Here is a 17181-nt window from a genome sequence, read left to right as displayed (position 1 = left end):
AAGCCGAAGTTTTCCTACTCTACAGGGCATTTTTTTCTTCAAGGATTTAGCTTTTCTTGATTCTTGATTTTATCGACCTTGTGGTCTACGCCTCTTCTGATGGGTTCTGACTAGCTGACTTAGCGAACGAATAGAAAATCTCGTAATAATAAATGCCCAGAGAAAAAATCCGCCCAACACAATAAATGGCAGAATCCCAGAATCTTCAACTGGACGACGAGGTTTCGGTGCCGATGCCACTGGAATATTCTCATCAGCATGGTGTATCGGAACACTCGCGCTAGGAGCAGGCTGGCTCTGGCTTTTACGATGGACCTGTATCCATTGGCTCATAGACCCTAAAGGGTTCTCTTGAACGTCATCAGAGGTTTTAGAGCTCAGAGCTTTTGCTGGATTAATAATGCCATACCCGTACAAGGCATCTCGCCCCGTTTCTCCAGCATCATCAGCTGAAGAAATAATACGCTGGATAATCTGTGAAGCAGTAAGGTTTGGGTATTTTTCTTTAATGAGAGCTGCCAAACCCGAGACAATAGGTGCTGCCCCAGAAGTGCCTGACCACACCGCATATTTGTTATCGGGAGTAGCTCCCATAAGGTTTTCGCTGGGGGCGACAACAGCAATCGAAATGCCCTGAGAAGATGAAGACCAAGAATCTTGTTTATTTTGGTTCACTCCCCCAACGGTCAGCACCCCCGGCATCGTTGCAGGAGCGCCTACCTGCGTAATACCAGAACCACGGTTACCGGCAGAGGCTACGATGATGACGCCTTTTTCCTCGGCATAGGCGAAGGCTCTATCCCATTGTTCTGGCCAGTTTGTGCTATCTGAGCCGACAGAAAGATTAATAATATCGGCGCCGTGATCTACCGCGTATCGTACGGCTTCAGGAAGTTGTTCATCAATACTTTTAGCGCCTTCAGAGACAGTACCAATTTCTAAAGATATTGGAAGAATTTTAGCTTCTGGCGCCACTCCAATCATGCCAGCTGGACGCTTACCGCCGGCCCCTGAGAAGGACGGTGTTTGGGGGTCGCGGTGCCCATGCCCCGCAATTAATGAGGCCACCATTGTTCCGTGTTCAGGCTCAACTCCAAGACCTTTCCACCCTCGAGCAGAACCAACACCGGAAACGTCTGTACCGGGTAAAACGTTGTCTCTAAGGTCTTGGTGGCTTTGGTCTACGCCAGTATCAATCACCGCAACGGTGATACCGCGTCCGGTAGCTTCTTTCCAGACGGAACTAAAACCATAATCTTTAAGCCAGTATTCTCGTGCGCGAACAGCATCACCTTCAGGTACCTCAATAGTCGGTATCGAGGGAAGCACCCTTGGAGGTTCTGACGGTACGCTTGGTACTTGAGGGGCGCTCGGTGGTTGCGGTGCAGGTGAAGCTGATGACTTTGGTGTAGGAGTCGGTGCAGCCACAGGTTGCGCCACCGATGCCGAAGAGAGCGCAAAAATACTCAGTAATAGTGTTGCCGTGAAACAGGCATATTTTCTCATTCGGTGCGAGGATGAAGGCATCGAAGAACAAGAATCAGGCGTTATGTGGTTAGGCATAGGCTCTCCCCAAAGAATGTTATCTCAAGAAAAACAACAAACATCACGATCAAACGGTGTTGAATACCTGAACGTGTTATCGCTGCGAGAGTACCAACCCATCAAGAATATCGTGTTCACTAGCAGTAGCGCTATAGACGGCCCCACCTGTGAGCTGTTCTAAACGTCGAATAATATGCGCCCAAATCACAGCTCCAGTGCCAATCACATCGACACGACCGGGGTGCATAAACCCACGTCCGGCACGTTCTTCAGCGGTCATTTGAGCGAGAGAATGGCATGCCTGCTCAATATCTTGGATGCTAAGTTCTGCACCGTTGATTCTTCGAGGATCGTAGCTTTCAAGACCGTAATGTTCTGCAACAATGGTGGTAACGGTACCAGCCACACCAACTACTCGTTGTGCTTGTGACAGTTGAACATGTGCAAGAGCTTCCTCAAGAGCTTCCTCAACATCAGCAATAATGCGTTGTTTCTGTTCCTCAGTCATAGGGGCACTGACCTGATGACGCTCGGTAAGACGTACACAACCAATGTTGACAGAACGAGCAGCAAACAGTGACTGATTATCGCCTAGAACAAATTCTGTTGAGCCTCCACCCAAGTCAATTACAAGGGTTTTCCCCTCATAGGGGTCAAGAGAGGAAAGCGCACCGTAGAAAGAAAGTTTGGCTTCTTCATCACCAGTAATAACTTCTGGGCTCACACCTAAAATATCTTGTATTCCCTGAATAAAAATATCTTTATTGGTGGCGTCTCTCGTTGCACTTGTTGCGCCAAAGCGAAGAGACTGAACACCGTGCTCAGCAATAATTTGTGCATATTCGCGGGCAACGTTAAAGGTTCTTTCAAGGGCTTCTTCTGAGAACTTGCCCGTAGCGTCAACGCCTTCTCCGAGGCGTACAATTCGCATAAGACGTACGATATCGTGAAGGGTGCTCACACCGTTCTGCGTCTCAACATCTGCAATGAGTAGTCGTAGGGAGTTTGTTCCGCAATCAATAGCACCAATACGCACGGTAGGGTCTTCTTTCTCCTATTGAGTGGTTTCTTCGTTGGTTGCCACAAAGCTATGGCGCCATTGTGGGTCACACGCGCATTGTTCAGGAGTCCACCATGGTGCAATCAGATCAAGTGTTTCATCGCCCATAGGGTTGATTCCACGACCGACAGAGAGGGTGTGCCCAAGTACCGCGTGGAGGCATTTTACGCGTACGGGCATACCACCAGCAGAAATACCGTCAATTTCAGGGACCTCTTCGGTGTGAGTTTTGAGGCGGATACGTTCACGTTCACTGAGATAGTTTTCGTGGGCTTGCTGATATTGCTGAGCCAAGTCAGTATCCTCAGCAAGACGATCAGTCATCTCGTACATTTTTCCTTCAGCTTCTAAACGGCTGGCAGCTGCAGTAATAGCAGGATGGGCTAGGTAGAAGACGGTTGGGAAAGGTGAACCGTTCGATAGTCGCGGTGCGGTCGCAGCGACGAGAGGGTTGCCACAACGGCAGCGGGCGGGAATCTCTGCGACATCACGTACTTTTCGTCCCAGTTGTTCAGATAACACGTGGATATCTAGTTCGGTGGGTTCTAGGGTTTCTGCGCTCACGCCGAAACCTTGTGGGTTGGTAGTGTTCGTCATCATGAAGTTCCTCGTGATATTGGTTTTAGTTAGTGAATAAAGTCTATTTTTAGGGTGCTGGAGTAGAGCTAGCTGGCGGGGTGGTTGGGGCGCTCGGATCAACTACGGGACGAGAAGTATCAGCAGGGGCTATCTCATCGGTAGGTGTTGTATTTGCCGGTTCCGAGGTGTTATCGGATGGTTTTTGGTGGGTTGCATCGTGTGCAAAAGCTGATTGTTCGAAAGAACTCCATAACCCTTTTGTCCAAGATTCTTTAGGGGCACTTTGTGCTGCTGCTGATGTATCGTCTGCACGATGCGCTGCTGGGTCTACTCCCACCACAAGATAGGGTGTTTCGCCTTCAGACATGTAGTATAGACGGCTCTTTGCTTGCTGTTTGACGTAGTTTTCATCTTGCCACCAGCTCAGCTGAGTTTGTAAACTATCGTGATTTTGTTGCAAGGCATCAATGTGCGATTCAACTTGGTGTATTTCTGCCTGTTGGCGGATATATGTTGAAACCGGCGCATAAGAAGAGATGAGAATAACAGCAAAAATGACCAGAGGTGCGACCATTCTGCCCGAAAAGGCATGTGCAGCAACAGGAGCATCAGAATCTTCTTTAGCGTTAGCGTCCTGAGAGCTTTGATATTTTTCTGTTCCAAAAAAGTTTGCCCATGAGCGACGACGTTGCTTATTATCTCGTGACATTTTACCCCTGACTACGTTTTTCACTCGCTCGATAGCTTTTTGTATATCTTCTAGCACAGAGAAAGAAGATACTGCGCATTAGCTATTCTACCCACCCAAAAAGTAAATCACTTCTAGGTTTTTGAAACGTACCCGTTAGATTCTAATTTTCGTGGTGTCTTCTCAGCTGTTTTAAAGTTTGTCTCTTACACGGACACTCTTTAAAACGACGTATCTCCACCAAGAAAGCTCCATATCAGAGACTCTCTTGGCGGAGATACTATCTATGAGTTTTTAGCTCCCTCGCGGAAACAGAAAACTCTATGCTTTGAAACGGGGGAATGAAGATGCCCCAGCGTAAACAGCTGCGTCGCCCAGTTCTTCTTCAATGCGTAGAAGCTGGTTGTATTTTGCAACGCGCTCAGAACGTGCAGGCGCACCGGTCTTAATCTGGCCCGCGTTGGTTGCAACAGCGAGGTCTGCGATGGTGACGTCTTCGGTCTCACCGGAGCGGTGGGAAACCATGCAACGGTATTCGTGACGCTGTGCCATTTCCATAGCGTCAAGAGTTTCAGTCAAAGAACCAATCTGGTTGACTTTCACCAACAGCGCATTTGCAGCACCAGATTCGATACCCTGAGCTAGGCGCTCTGGGTTGGTGACGAAGAGGTCGTCGCCCACAATCTGTACTTTGTCGCCGATTTCTTGGGTGAGGTTCTTGTAGCCTTCCCAGTCGTTTTCATCGAGAGGATCCTCAATGGAGACGAGTGGGTATTTAGCGACGAGATCTGCATAGTATGCGGACATTTCTGCAGCGGTCTTCTTCTGACCTTCAAACTCGTATGCGCCGTCGTTGTAGAACTCAGAGGAGGCAACGTCTAGTGCCAAAGCAATTTCTTCGCCGGGCTTGTAGCCAGCTTTTTCGATTGCTTCGATGATGAGGTCAAGAGCAGCAGCGTTTGACTCTAGGTTAGGAGCGAATCCGCCTTCGTCACCCAAACCGGTTGCAAGACCGCGGTCTTTGAGAACAGACTTGAGTGCATGGTATACCTCAACACCTGCCTGCAATGCTGCAGAGTAGGTATCGAAACCGATAGGAGCAATCATGAACTCCTGAATATCAACGTTGGAATCTGCGTGAGAACCACCGTTAAGGATGTTCATCATAGGAACAGGAAGAACGTGTGCGTTAGGTCCGCCTAGGTACTTGAACAGCGGAAGGTCTGCAGATTCTGCAGCAGCCTTTGCAGCGGCCAAAGATACGCCAAGAATAGCGTTTGCGCCGAGCTTACCTTTGTTCTTTGTGCCGTCAAGCTTAATCATTGCAGCGTCAAGTGCACGCTGGTCAGTTGCATCGATGCCGATGATTTCTTCAGCGATTTCGTCGATGACTGCACCGACAGCACCCAGAACAGACTTGCCAAGGTAGACGGATTTGTCGTCGTCACGACGTTCTACTGCTTCCCATTCACCGGTAGATGCACCGGAGGGAACTGCTGCGCGACCGAATGCGCCGTCTTCGAGAAGAACCTCTACCTCAACGGTAGGGTTGCCACGAGAATCGAGAATCTGACGTGCGTGAACTGCTGTAATTAAAGCCATGAATATGCTCCTTGAAGCTTAGATTGGTTGGCTATGAGTAAGCTCAGGCAAGTTTCACTAGTGCGCACTTACGTGAGCGTACGTTCAGCTACGATTTTACCAAAGAAACCCACATAAGCACACAGGGATTCAATAATTCCCACCAATATCTTTGAGATATTTTCCTACGCTACTCCCCTATCCGCCCAAAGATATTCCCACGAATAACAACATCAGCGGTAGATAACACCGCACAGCACGTTACTTCTCAGACGCCTGAATCAGCGCATACATTAAACGACGTAACGCACCTTCAGCATCAATCCCTTGAGCACGAGCACGCTGAACCATCTCAAACAACTCCACAGCACAAGCCGATTCTTCACCTCCATCAGCGGTAACACCAGCGACATCAAGCGACACCTGTCCCTTATCAGCCTTAGAAATCACCTTATCTGTTAAAGCTAACGCCGGAAGATGAGGAGGAATACCATCAAAAACAGATAAACGTTCCGGTTTCTCCTGCTTCTTCAGCTCATCCCACTGAGCAGTTACCTCTTGATCACTCAGCGAGTGAGCAGAAGAATCACCAAAAACGTGAGGATGCCGACGCTCAAGTTTCTGGTTCAAGCCCTCAACAACATCGGCGATACTAAAACCGCCCTCTTCTACGCTACGCTCACCAGCAATACGAGCATGAAAAAGAACCTGCAAAAGCACATCGCCCAGCTCTTCTTTCAAAAGCTCATAGTTCACTTGCTCTTGAGACTCAATAGCCTCAATTACCTCATATGATTCTTCAATCAAATACCGAACCAACGAGTGATGTGTCTGCTTCCCATCCCAAGGGCAGCCACCCTCAGAACGCAAAGTATCCATCAACTCAATCAAACGCTCAAACGCTTCCGGCGCACCCTGCGGAATAATACGTTGCTCTGCCATGACTACTCCTGCTCCTGAGCGACACGATTCTGCTCTTCAAAAACACTCATATATGCACCCTGAACAGCACGCATTAGATGCTGTTTCTCCTCCATCGAAATAAAAGCACCTTCGATAGCATTAGTTGTTAGTTCAAAGAAATCTTGCACCTGATACCCAAAAATATTCGCCAAATGCACAAATTCAGCAGTAACACTACTACCGCTCATCAAACGATTATCGGGGCTAATGGTCACAGCAAAACCAGCCTCACGCAAAGCATTGACGGGGTGTTCCGAAAGATTCTCAGCGATACGAGCAGAATCAACCACACCATGTTCAACAGCATAAGCGGCACGCGTTTGAATATTAGAACAAGGACACACTTCCAACGTGATACGACGATCTTTAACCCAGCTAGCGAGCGCACCAAGCTGAAGAATTTTCTGATCTTTGGGTGATTGGGGCATCATTTTCCCCTCGGGGTCAATCTCCCCGACCGTTGTATACGAAAAGTCTTCGGTAATACGTACGCCATGGCCGATACGTAGGGCACGTCCCACCAATAATGCAGAGCGAATCGAGCGTAGCCCCTCAGCTTCACCGGCATGAATCGTGACCGGCATAAAATTCTCTGCAAGATAATCTAGAGCTTCACGGTGTTGTTCTACAGGGTGGTTTTCTTCTGCACCGGCAAGGTCAAAACCTACCACACCTAAGGTGCGATATTTAACAGCAAGTTCTGCTATCTGCCGTGAATTATTGCGGTCTCTCATGGCGCAAAGTATCTGGTTAACAAGAACTCTTCCGCCTGCTTGAGCTACCATTTCCATACCGTCGTTGAGTCCTGTAGCAACAGCACGGACTGCTTCGTCAAGGCTAAGACCTGCACGCTGGTGCTGTTCTGGTGCCCATCGGACCTCTGCATAAATCACACCGTCTGCCGCGCACGCAAGAACATGTTCTTGAGCAATACGTTGCAAATCTTCTGCTCGTTGCATGAGAGCTAAAGTGTGGGTAAAGGTTTCAAGGTAGCGGTCAAGAGAGCCAGAATTTGCGGCGTCAAAGAACCATTGTTGGAGAGTTTCACGTTCTGTGCTGGGTAGTTCATACCCAATGTCTTGTGCAATATCAATCATTGTTTGTGGTTGCAAACCACCATCGAGATGATCGTGTAGACATACTTTTGGTAGTTTTTGAATCCATTGCTCATCGTGCTGTGTCATAGGTGATGTTCTTTCCTGATACGAGTATTTACGTCGATACGAAAACGCTGCCGAGTAGCCCCACTAGTGGAGTTTCTCGACAGCGTTCTATGCTCTCAAGGTTTAGAGAGTCCATGAAGCAAGCGCCCGATTCATATGTTCAGGAATGTTTGCTCCCGTACGGGGGAAGAGTCTGAGCTCTTCAACATATTGCTGTGCAGGTAGAGTGTCCTGGTATTTAGCGAAGGCGCCTTCATCGTTGTAGCTAAAGGACGCTACCGGCGGGATTCCAGGGGTGAAACGTAGGCTCATCGCTAGTGGGGAGCCCGCGCCTTCTTTATAGGAATCTGCTTTGAGTTGCAAAATAGCAAGAACATCTTCAGGGATGAGGTCGAAGGTTCGTTGTTGATCCCAGAAGCCGTTACGTCGTACGTGTGTTAGTGCGTCGTAGTAGGAGCCGAGGGCTCGCACACGAATGAGTACGGTGGAGACGTCCCGTGCTGTCCCGTTTTCTCCGAAGAGTTGTTCTTGTGCTTTAAGTAGTCGAGCAACAACCTGCGCTTCGGTGAGGACGAGGTTTCCTTCTGCTAGTTCGGTGGTAGAAGGCGGTTGCACCTCTTCTGTGGGGTTGTTGTAGGAGGGTGCTACGTCTACGCCTTGAGCGGCCTCAGGGAGGTCTGTTCCACGGGATTTGGTAGCTGAGGAACCAATAAGAGTATCTGGTTCTTCTTCCCACTCGTCATCGACGTGTTCTGGCAGTGACGCGCTGACCAGCGAAATATCATGTGCGGAAGTGAAGGTCTCTGCATCTGAGTGATGGGTTGCTGATTCTGCGTCTTCAGATGGGACAGGAGGAGTATTCTCGCTGGCTTCGGTATTTGTGGTTGGAGTTTTAGCGTCCCCTGCAGAATTTTCAGTAGCTTCTGTGGTGGTATCAGCTGCTGTTTCTACACTCGCAGTATTTGATGGGCGGGCAACAGCCAAACGCGCATGAGGTTCAACCCGTTCAGCCGCTGGAGCTGTTTGTTCAGTGCTTTGAGCCTGCGGAGCAACCACTGATGCAGTATTTTCTTCAACGCCCTGAGGGACATCTTCACCAGTTTCTGCACCAGTTTCAGCTGTAGCTGTCTCTGAGGTTTCTTCAGATTCTTCTACAACATCACGAGCAGGGTTGTGAGTGGCATCGTCTGCTGGCTCAGCCACGGTACCCGCTGCGGTGTTTTCCTCAGCTGGTGAAGTTTCAGTCTCGATATTTTTAGCAACAGATGATGTTTCTTCGACAGAGTCGTGAGCATCGGTTACTGATGTTGCAGAACTATTCTCTTGTGTAGCTTCTTCTGCGTTGACGTTATGCGCGACAGCAGTTTTTTCTGTTGACTGTGCTGCTTCAAAACGTTCTGAAACGCGTGCAAGAGGAGAGTCATCGGCAATGCCGTTCTGCTGATTTTCAGATGATACGTCTGCTCCAGCTACTTCTGTAGCTTCTGTAGCAGGCGTTTTCTCTGCTGGCTCGTTCGCCTTTTCCTCCACTTGATAATGCAGGTTGCAAGAGGTCTCATTCTTTGAGTTGAGGTAAGAGACCTGAGCATTAGTCCCTAAGAGAATGATGAGTGCACGAGTCCATGCACCGCGCGGGCTTTTTTCTTCTTCGGTGTAGAGTGCCGCAACATTTTCGAACCAAGGGTTTCCAGGAACAACAATGGTTTCTTCTACTTTTTTACCGTTCTCTTCAAAGCTCAACAACATGTCGTTGCCTGCTTGCTTCAGGTCAAGGGTCAGCTGACCATCACCTTTAGATTGCATCATACAAATCAGCGAGTGAAGAGCACTCTGTTCATTGAGCTCTTCAGAAGTTATAAGAGTAGAGGTGCTTTCTTCTACGGGAGGGGTTGGTACCTGTTCCTGCACCGGCGTTGCTGGTTCTGCAGGTTGCGCAACAGGTTGTGCTTCCGGTGTTGTTGTCGCTGCCGGTTCAGCAGCTTTCTTGTCTTTGCGACGGCTAAAAAGTCCCATGATGTTCTCTTTCTTCGGTGCGAACTATGAGTGTTCTTACGGGTAGTTTACTGCTGTTCAGTACTCACTTTATCTAGAATCAGCGGTTGAGGCTCATATTCTTTGCCGATAGTATAAGCATCTTCTAAGGATTCTAGCGCTCGTTCAAAGCGTTCGGGAGTGTCGGTCATCAATGTCATGAGGGGTTCGCCAGCACGCACAGTGTCTCCTGGTTTAGCGTGGAGACGGATTCCAGCGCCGGCTTGTACTTGGTCCTCTTTACGAGCTCGTCCAGCGCCCAAACGCCAAGAAGCAACACCCACGCTCAACGCATCGAGACGAGTTAGCACACCGCTGTCTGTTGCATAAACAGTGTGAGTTTCGCGAGCTTGAGGTAATGCAGCATCGGGGTCGCCACCTTGTGCACTGATCATGGTGCGCCATTTATCCATAGCTCGGCCATCGGCAAGAGCTTCAGCAGGATCTTCATCGATACCGCATGAAAGGAGCATTTCACGGGCAAGCGCCACCGTTAGTTCAACGACATCGGACGGTCCCCCACCGGCAAGTACTTCTACAGATTCTTCCACTTCACATGCGTTGCCAACGGTCAGCCCCAAGGGCGTGTCCATGTTGGTGAGCAAGGCTGTTGTTTTGACTCCGGCGTCTGTTCCTAAACGCACCATAGTACGTGCTAGTTCTTGTGCGTAGTCGAGGTCTTTCATAAAAGCACCGGAGCCAACTTTAACGTCAAGTACCAGAGAATCTGTTCCTTCAGCAATTTTTTTAGACATGATAGAACTTGCGATCAGCGGTATTGCCTCTACCGTGGAGGTGACATCACGTAGCGCATAAAGTTTTTTATCTGCTGGGGCTAGTCCACTTCCGGCAGCACAAATAACAGCGCCTTCGTCCGAGAGTATTTCGAGAGTTCGTTCGTTGCTCAAATATGCTTGCCAACCGGGGATGGACTCTAATTTATCGAGTGTTCCACCGGTATGCCCTAGTCCTCGACCAGATAGCTGCGGAACAGCAACGTTGTATACTGCTACCAATGGTGCTAGTGGCAGCGTGATTTTATCTCCTACACCACCGGTAGAATGTTTGTCGCTGGTTGCAATTTTCTTACCGGCACCAACAATAGAGGAGAAATCGAGTCGTTCACCCGAGTTAATCATGGCTTGGGTCCACTGTTGAATTTCAGTAGCGCTCATTCCGTTCAAGAAAATCGCCATAGCAAGTGCACTCATTTGTTCGTCAGCGACGACTCCACGCGTATATGCATCAATAACCCAGTCGATTTGTTCTTTCGTGAGTTCTTCGCGATCTCGTTTAGTGCGGATGACGTCTACAGCGTCGAATGGTTCGTAGGACATGTGTTTTCCTCCATCAAAGGTGTTAGGTGAGGTCAAGTGTGAATATTTTTAGAGCCGTTCAGGACCAAAAGCGTCGGGAAGCATCTGTTCGATAGAAAGTATTCCACTCACTGTTTTGATGAGCATATCTTTAGTGCTGTGTTCGTAGAGTAGTTGTCTGCACCGTCCACAAGGCATGAGTGCTTCACCATTTTTATCCACACACGTAAAGGCAAGGATTTTCCCTCCACCTGTTCTAAAAAGCTCTGAGATGAGGGAACATTCAGCACATAAGGTAAGCCCAAAGGACGCATTTTCGACGTTGCAACCGGTGATGATTCTGCCGTCGTCGGTGAGAGCAGCTGCTCCTACTGCGTAGTGTGAGTACGGTGAGTAGGATTTTTTCATCGCGCAGGTGGCATGCTCTGTGAGTTCTTCCCAGTTGATGGGGTGTTCTAGGGTTTCACGTTGGCTCATGCTTGGGGTCCTTGCAGGGGTGAAGATGTGCATATGGTGCCAGAGGGCACGATGAGGTTCCGACAGTGTGCACTATCGAAACCTCATCATTAGTATTTTCTCATAAGACCGAGGGCGGTTATCCCTTGGTGTACGCTTTACCGGCTGCTGCAGGTCCACGCGAACGACCGACCAGACCAGCCACTGCAAGAATCGTTACGACGTAAGGGAGCATAGCCAATAGTTCAGTAGGGATATCCGTTCCGAGTCCAGAAAGGATGAACTGCATCTGTAGGGAGAAACCGAAAAGGAGTGATGCGCTGAGTGCACCAAGTGGTTTCCACCGTCCAAAGATGAGAGCAGCCAACGCAATGTAGCCTTGTCCTGCTGTCATATCTGCGTTGAAGGAGCTGACGGCAACAAGGGTGAAGAATGCTCCACCCATACCAGCAACAGCGCCAGCAATCATAACGTTGCTAAAGCGTAGACGGTTCACGTTGACGCCAAGGGTATCTGCAGCTTGGGGATGTTCGCCAACCGCGCGGGTACGAAGCCCCCAACGTGTTTTGTTCAGAGAGAACCAAATCGTACCAACCACAATGTACATCAAGTACACGATAACGGACTGGTTGAATAATACTGGACCAATCACAGGGATTTGTGAAAGAACCGGAATTTCAAAGCTAGGTAGACGAGGAGCCGAGTTGAGGTGTGCTGCGTCTTGTTGGAGTACACGGGAGTATAAGAATCCGGTAAGTCCGGAGACGAGGACGTTCACCACAACACCAACGATGGTCTGATCAACAAGATATTTAATGGAGAAAGTTGCTAGTAGGAAGGATACGAGCATACCGCCGACCATCGCTGCGACAAGACCAATCCACGGGTTTCCTGTCATAGAACCAACAAGTACGGCAGAGAATGCACCAAAAAGAAGTTGACCTTCAATCGCAATGTTGATAATTCCAGAGCGTTCGCAAAGGAGTCCTCCCATCGAACCAAAAATCATGGGGACTGAGAGTGCAACAGCACCGGTAAGGATGGTAATCAACGATATTTCGGTCATACGTGCAGAGCCAATAGCCCAGATGAGTACACCAAAGATAAAAGAGAACCAAAAAATAGCTGAGAGATATAGCGGTGTTTTCTTACCGGAGAACGTGAGCTTAGCACACCATAAGGTGACGGCAATGAGGACGGCGGTAACAACCCAACCCGTTGTTGGCGTTGATAGGTTCAGCGCCGGAAGTTGAATGACGTCATTTTTGGTGGACAGACCAAGTACCACGTGTGAGGCAGGAGCGTTCAAGGCAAGAACTAGTAGCGATATGACGCTTAGCGTGCCGAAAATCCACGTGTTTTTCCAGTGACGTACGAGCACGGTATCTTGTGGTGTTGCGGTGTCGATAACAGCTGTCGTGCTCATTATTTTGCCTCCGCGGACTGAGTAGTTTTTTTCTTCTTTTTGGGCTTGTCGGGGTCTGGAAGCCTAAAGATGGCTCGTACCAGTGGTGGTGCAGCAATGAAGAGCACAATCAGTGCCTGAACCACGTCGACAAGGTCTACAGACGTTCCGGTACTGACTTGCATGGTCACACCACCTGCTCGAAGTGCCCCATAGAGAAGAGCTGCCAGAAGGGTTCCAACGGGTGTTGCTCGTCCAAGAAGTGCCACAGTAATAGCGTCAAAACCATAGGAGGAAGCGATACCGGTGCTCAAGACTTTTTCGGTTCCAGAGACTTGGGCGACACCGGCAAGACCTGCTAGCGCACCAGCAATAGCCATCACAATAATGTATCCATTAGCAACAGATACGCCCGCAGTTTTTGCAGCATGAGGGTTTGCCCCTACCGCACGGAGTTTGAATCCGATAGTTGAGCGGTTAATCAGCCACGAGACAAAGAGGACAGCCAGTAACGCGAGGATAAATCCGGCGTGAAGACGGAAGCTTTGTCCAAAGATTCTGGGGAAGATTGCTTCATCTGCTAATACAGGTGAAATGGGGTTTGAGCTTCCTTCGCGTTGCCATAGTGGTGTTTTGAGGAGGAAGAGAAGTAGGTTCGCAGCAATGTAGTTGAGCATGATGGATAGGATGACTTCATGCGCACCAGTTTTTGCTTTGAGCAATCCGACGAGACCACCCCACAGGCTACCACCAAGGATACCGCCAAGAACGATAAAAGGTAGTAGTAAGTAGCTGGGTAGGTGCCAGTTGATAGCAACGTAGCTGGCAACAATTGCGCCAAGGATAATTTGTCCTTGTGCACCGATGTTAAAGAGTCCGGTACGGAATGCGATTGCTACGGCAAGACCAGCAAAAATAAGTGGTGTTGCTACCGTGAGTGTTTCGGTCAGCGGGTAAATCGCTTTTGTGAAGGTGCTCGCTTCATAGTTGAAAATAGCGCCTCTAAATAATGCGAGGTATGCGTTGGTTGCTGCTTCCCAGCCGGCGCTGAGTGTGTCTAGGGGGCGGGCGAAGAAGTAGCGTGAGGCTTTTTGTGTTGCGGGGTCAGTGACCGCGATAAGAATACCACCGACGATGAGTGCAGCAAGTAGTGCGAAAAAGGACAAGCTGACGGAGCCGGATAGTATACGAGTCAGTACAGGAAGTTTTTCTTTTTCGGAAGGTTGTGTGTGTGCCGGTGGTACTGTTTCGGAGGCGGTGAGCACTGTATCGGTGGCTTCTGCGACGGTGGATTTACCTTCGGCGCTCATGCTTGGTCTCCTTCTGCCCAGGGGATATTTTCGGTTTCGGGGGTTTGTGTTTGGGGAGTGTTCTTATCTGTAGTAGAAACTTCCCCTGCCGCTTTGAGAGCTTCTTCATAGGGTGTTCCAGCCATCATCATACCCAAGACGTTACGTGGCGTTTCCGGTGGTGCAATGCCCATAAGTTCACCGTGGAAGAAGACGGCAATACGGTCTGCTAAGGCGTGTACTTCGTCCAATTCTGTAGAGATAATGATGACGGGTACGCCTTTGTCTCGTTCTTCAACGATTCTTTGGTGGATAAATTCGATAGATCCGACATCTACACCGCGAGTTGGCTGTGATGCGACAAAGAGTTTGAGGTCTCGGGTGAGTTCTCGTGCAACCACAATTTTTTGTTGGTTACCGCCAGATAACGTTGAGGCTGCATCGTGTTGTGATCCAACACGAATATCAAATTCTTTGATGGCTCTTTCTGCGTTCTGAGCGATTTCACTGTTGCGCAGTGTGCCGTATTGGGAGAATTCTTTGCGATTGTAGAGGTCGAGAATGAGGTTTTCTGCGATGGAGAAGGAACCTACTAGACCGTCGACATTTCGGTCTTCTGGGACAAAGCCAACGCCTGCGTCAAGTACTTGTCGAGTATTTTTGCCGAGGAGTTCGGTCTCCCCCAGCTTCATCGAACCGTGCGCTTTAGGGTGTAGCCCGATGATAGTTTCAGCGAGTTCAGTCTGCCCGTTTCCTTGTACACCGGCGATGGCGAGGATTTCGCCTCCGCGAACGTTGAAACTGACGTTTTTGAGAAGTGGTACGCCTTGGTCAGAGATGAGGTTGAGGTTTTCAACAGTGAAGTTTGCGTCAGTTAGTTGTGGGGTGTCTTTGTCGACGACGAGTTTGACGGCTTTTCCGACCATGAGGGAGGCGAGTTCGTCGGTGGTGGCGCTGGGGTCAGCGGTGCCGACGACTTTTCCTCGTCGGATGACGGTGATGTGGTCTGATACTTCGCGTACTTCTCGTAGTTTGTGAGAGATGAATAAGAGTGATTTACCGTCTTTGCGTAGCTGATCCATGATGCCGAGCAGCTGGTCAGTTTCTGCGGGGGTGAGCACGGCGGTGGGTTCGTCAAGGATGAGAATTTCGGCGTCTCGCACGAGAGCTTTAATGATTTCTACGCGCTGTTGTACACCTACGGGGAGGTCTTCAACGATGGCGTCTGGGTCGACGTCGAACCCGTAGCGTTGGGAAATTTCACGGATTTTGGTGCGGGTTGCTTCGAGGTTGAGAACGGTTCCGCGCGTTTCTTCTGAGCCGAGGGCAATATTTTCTGCGACGGTGAAGACGGGTACAAGCATGAAGTGCTGGTGTACCATGCCGATGCCGGCCGCCATGGCGTCTGAGGGGCCGGAGAATTCAACGGGTTTGTCGTCGATGAGGATTTGCCCGTCGGTGGGTTCGTAGAGTCCGTAGATGACGTTCATGAGTGTCGATTTTCCGGCACCGTTTTCGCCGAGTAGGCAATGGACAGTACCTGGTTCTACGACTAAATCAATGCTGTCATTTGCGGTAAAATCACCAAATTTTTTTGTGACTTTTCGCAGTTCGAGTTTCATCGATGTGCTTTCTTGTCATTGCTCAGACTCTGCTGGTGAGGGTTGGGGTTGGTTCTCTCAGCGTTTGAGCGGGGTTATCCGTGTGAATATGTGGTGGAGTTTTAAGCGCTGAGCGGCTGGCACGAAGAGGTGTCCCTCTGAGTGCCAGCCACTGAGCCCTATAAGGTTTTATTTCTGTGGTTTTCCGTCGGTGTTAACGGTAATTTCGCCAGAAATGATTTTGTCTTTGATGGTGCCAAGTTCAGTCTTGGTTTCGTCAGAGACTTTGGATTCGAAGTTGTGGAATGGAGCGAGTCCAACACCGTCATTTTCGAGGGTTCCAACGTATTTCTCGGAGGTGAACTTGCCTTCGAGGCTGTCGTGGATGGTGGATTCTACAGCTTCTTTCATCTTCTTCTGGATAGAGGTGAGGATGATGTCTTGGTAGTTCGGGTTGGTTTCGTAGCCGTCGGAGTCTACCCAGATAACAGATGCGGGTGCGTCTTGGTGGCTTGAGTTGTATTCGGTCACGGCGTCAAGGGTACCTGCACCAACTGGTCCTGCTACGGGCAGGATGATGTCTGCCCCTTGGTCAAGGAAGTTTTGGGTGTTGGTCTTGCCCTTGGTCTGGTCGGAGAAGTCGCCGGTGAAGGTTCCGCTCTTGGAGTCGTGATCCCAGCCGAGCACCTGAACGTTAGCGTTCTTTTGTTCGTTGTAGTATTTAACGCCTTGTGCGAAGCCGTCCATGAAGGTGGTAACGGTGGGGATTTCTAGACCACCGTAGGTTGCGACTTTACCGCTCTTGCTCTGTGCTGCAGCAAGGTAGCCGGCTTGGAAAGCTGCTTGTGCTGTGTCGTAGACGATGGGTCGGACGTTTTTAACGTCGATGTCGCCGTAGTCAACGATGGTGAAGTTAATGTCGGGGTTCTGCTCTGCGTATTCTTTAGTTGCGTCTGCTAGTGAGAATCCAACGGTGACGATGATGTTGCAGCCTGCTTGGACCATGTTGGTGAGGTTAGGGCCAAATTCAGACTCGGAGTTTGATTCTGCTTGTGCAGTTTGAATGCCGTAATCTTTTTCTGCTGCTTTGAGTCCAGCGTAGGAGTTTTCGTTGAAGGATTTGTCTTCGAAACCGCCGGAGTCGGAGACAATGCAGCCTTTGAAGTTGGAGTCTTTAGCTTGTGCATCGCCGGAGGATGCTTCGGGTGCTGCACCACAGCTTGCAAGGAGCATAGCTGAGATACCCAGGACTGAACCTGTTGCTGCAAAACGTTTACGATTGGTCATCGTCGTCCCTTCATGATGTGTTGAGTGGGGGTGCACTCATGGTGTGCCAGAAAGGTTCTGCCGTCCTAGCTCTGTTGAGGATGAGAGTGCGGTATATACGTTATATAGTAATGGGTCACACGTGGTTATGTCGTATCACACTCCGTGGGGCGGGGTACTGTTATCTGTCCGCGTTGGTGAGTGTTCAGGGTTTAGCCTAGCCACTATCTCTTTTCTG

14 protein-coding genes are annotated in these 17181 nt (G+C 49.6%); all 14 read right to left on the bottom strand.

Annotated features, from left to right (window positions below; all coding sequences use genetic code 11):
- Positions 1–69 precede the first annotated feature (69 nt).
- Positions 70–1563, bottom strand: coding sequence for a S8 family peptidase (locus ACN08W_RS06780; RefSeq protein WP_419109101.1), 1494 nt, complete (start codon positions 1561–1563; stop codon positions 70–72).
- A gap of 76 nt (positions 1564–1639) precedes the next feature.
- Positions 1640–2581: an exopolyphosphatase gene (locus tag ACN08W_RS06775; RefSeq protein ID WP_419109100.1), complete on the bottom strand. Its 942-nt coding sequence runs from the start codon at positions 2579–2581 to the stop codon at positions 1640–1642.
- An 18-nt stretch (positions 2582–2599) separates the two neighbouring features.
- On the bottom strand, positions 2600–3205 hold the full coding sequence (locus ACN08W_RS06770; RefSeq protein WP_419107209.1) for a DUF501 domain-containing protein: 606 nt from the start codon (positions 3203–3205) through the stop codon (positions 2600–2602).
- 46 nt (positions 3206–3251) lie between these two features.
- Positions 3252–3893, bottom strand: a complete 642-nt coding sequence (locus ACN08W_RS06765) for an FtsB family cell division protein (protein WP_419107210.1) — start codon at positions 3891–3893, stop codon at positions 3252–3254.
- A 300-nt stretch (positions 3894–4193) separates the two neighbouring features.
- On the bottom strand, positions 4194–5474 hold the full coding sequence (eno, locus tag ACN08W_RS06760; RefSeq protein WP_419103382.1) for a phosphopyruvate hydratase: 1281 nt from the start codon (positions 5472–5474) through the stop codon (positions 4194–4196).
- 240 nt (positions 5475–5714) lie between these two features.
- Positions 5715–6395, bottom strand: a complete 681-nt coding sequence (locus tag ACN08W_RS06755; RefSeq protein ID WP_419109099.1) for a MazG family protein — start codon at positions 6393–6395, stop codon at positions 5715–5717.
- Positions 6396–6397: 2 nt separating this feature from the next.
- A complete protein-coding gene (locus ACN08W_RS06750) occupies positions 6398–7600 on the bottom strand; it encodes an adenosine deaminase (protein ID WP_419107212.1) in 1203 nt (400 codons plus the stop codon).
- Positions 7601–7702: 102 nt separating this feature from the next.
- Positions 7703–9592, bottom strand: coding sequence for a hypothetical protein (locus ACN08W_RS06745; RefSeq protein ID WP_419109098.1), 1890 nt, complete (start codon positions 9590–9592; stop codon positions 7703–7705).
- Positions 9593–9639: 47 nt separating this feature from the next.
- Complete coding sequence (locus ACN08W_RS06740) at positions 9640–10947, bottom strand: thymidine phosphorylase (RefSeq protein ID WP_419109097.1); 1308 nt, start codon at positions 10945–10947, stop codon at positions 9640–9642.
- A gap of 48 nt (positions 10948–10995) precedes the next feature.
- Positions 10996–11403: a cytidine deaminase gene (locus ACN08W_RS06735; RefSeq protein WP_419103387.1), complete on the bottom strand. Its 408-nt coding sequence runs from the start codon at positions 11401–11403 to the stop codon at positions 10996–10998.
- A 118-nt stretch (positions 11404–11521) separates the two neighbouring features.
- Positions 11522–12808 (bottom strand): ABC transporter permease, encoded by a 1287-nt coding sequence (locus ACN08W_RS06730; RefSeq protein WP_419109096.1) that lies wholly within the window; start codon positions 12806–12808, stop codon positions 11522–11524.
- Positions 12808–14097 carry an ABC transporter permease gene (locus ACN08W_RS06725; protein ID WP_419103389.1) on the bottom strand — a complete coding sequence of 430 codons (1290 nt, stop codon included), beginning with the start codon at positions 14095–14097 and terminating at the stop codon, positions 12808–12810. Before ACN08W_RS06725 ends, ACN08W_RS06730 begins: the two co-directional genes overlap by 1 nt.
- Positions 14094–15698: an ABC transporter ATP-binding protein gene (locus tag ACN08W_RS06720; RefSeq protein ID WP_419103390.1), complete on the bottom strand. Its 1605-nt coding sequence runs from the start codon at positions 15696–15698 to the stop codon at positions 14094–14096. Before ACN08W_RS06720 ends, ACN08W_RS06725 begins: the two co-directional genes overlap by 4 nt.
- 168 nt (positions 15699–15866) lie before the next feature.
- Positions 15867–16964 carry a BMP family lipoprotein gene (locus ACN08W_RS06715; RefSeq protein ID WP_419103391.1) on the bottom strand — a complete coding sequence of 366 codons (1098 nt, stop codon included), beginning with the start codon at positions 16962–16964 and terminating at the stop codon, positions 15867–15869.
- Positions 16965–17181: the final 217 nt, after the last annotated feature.

This window comes from Rothia sp. CCM 9419, from assembly GCF_048512815.1.
Classification (GTDB): Bacteria; Actinomycetota; Actinomycetes; order Actinomycetales; family Micrococcaceae; genus Rothia.
This window is presented reverse-complemented; position numbering and strand designations above follow the sequence as displayed.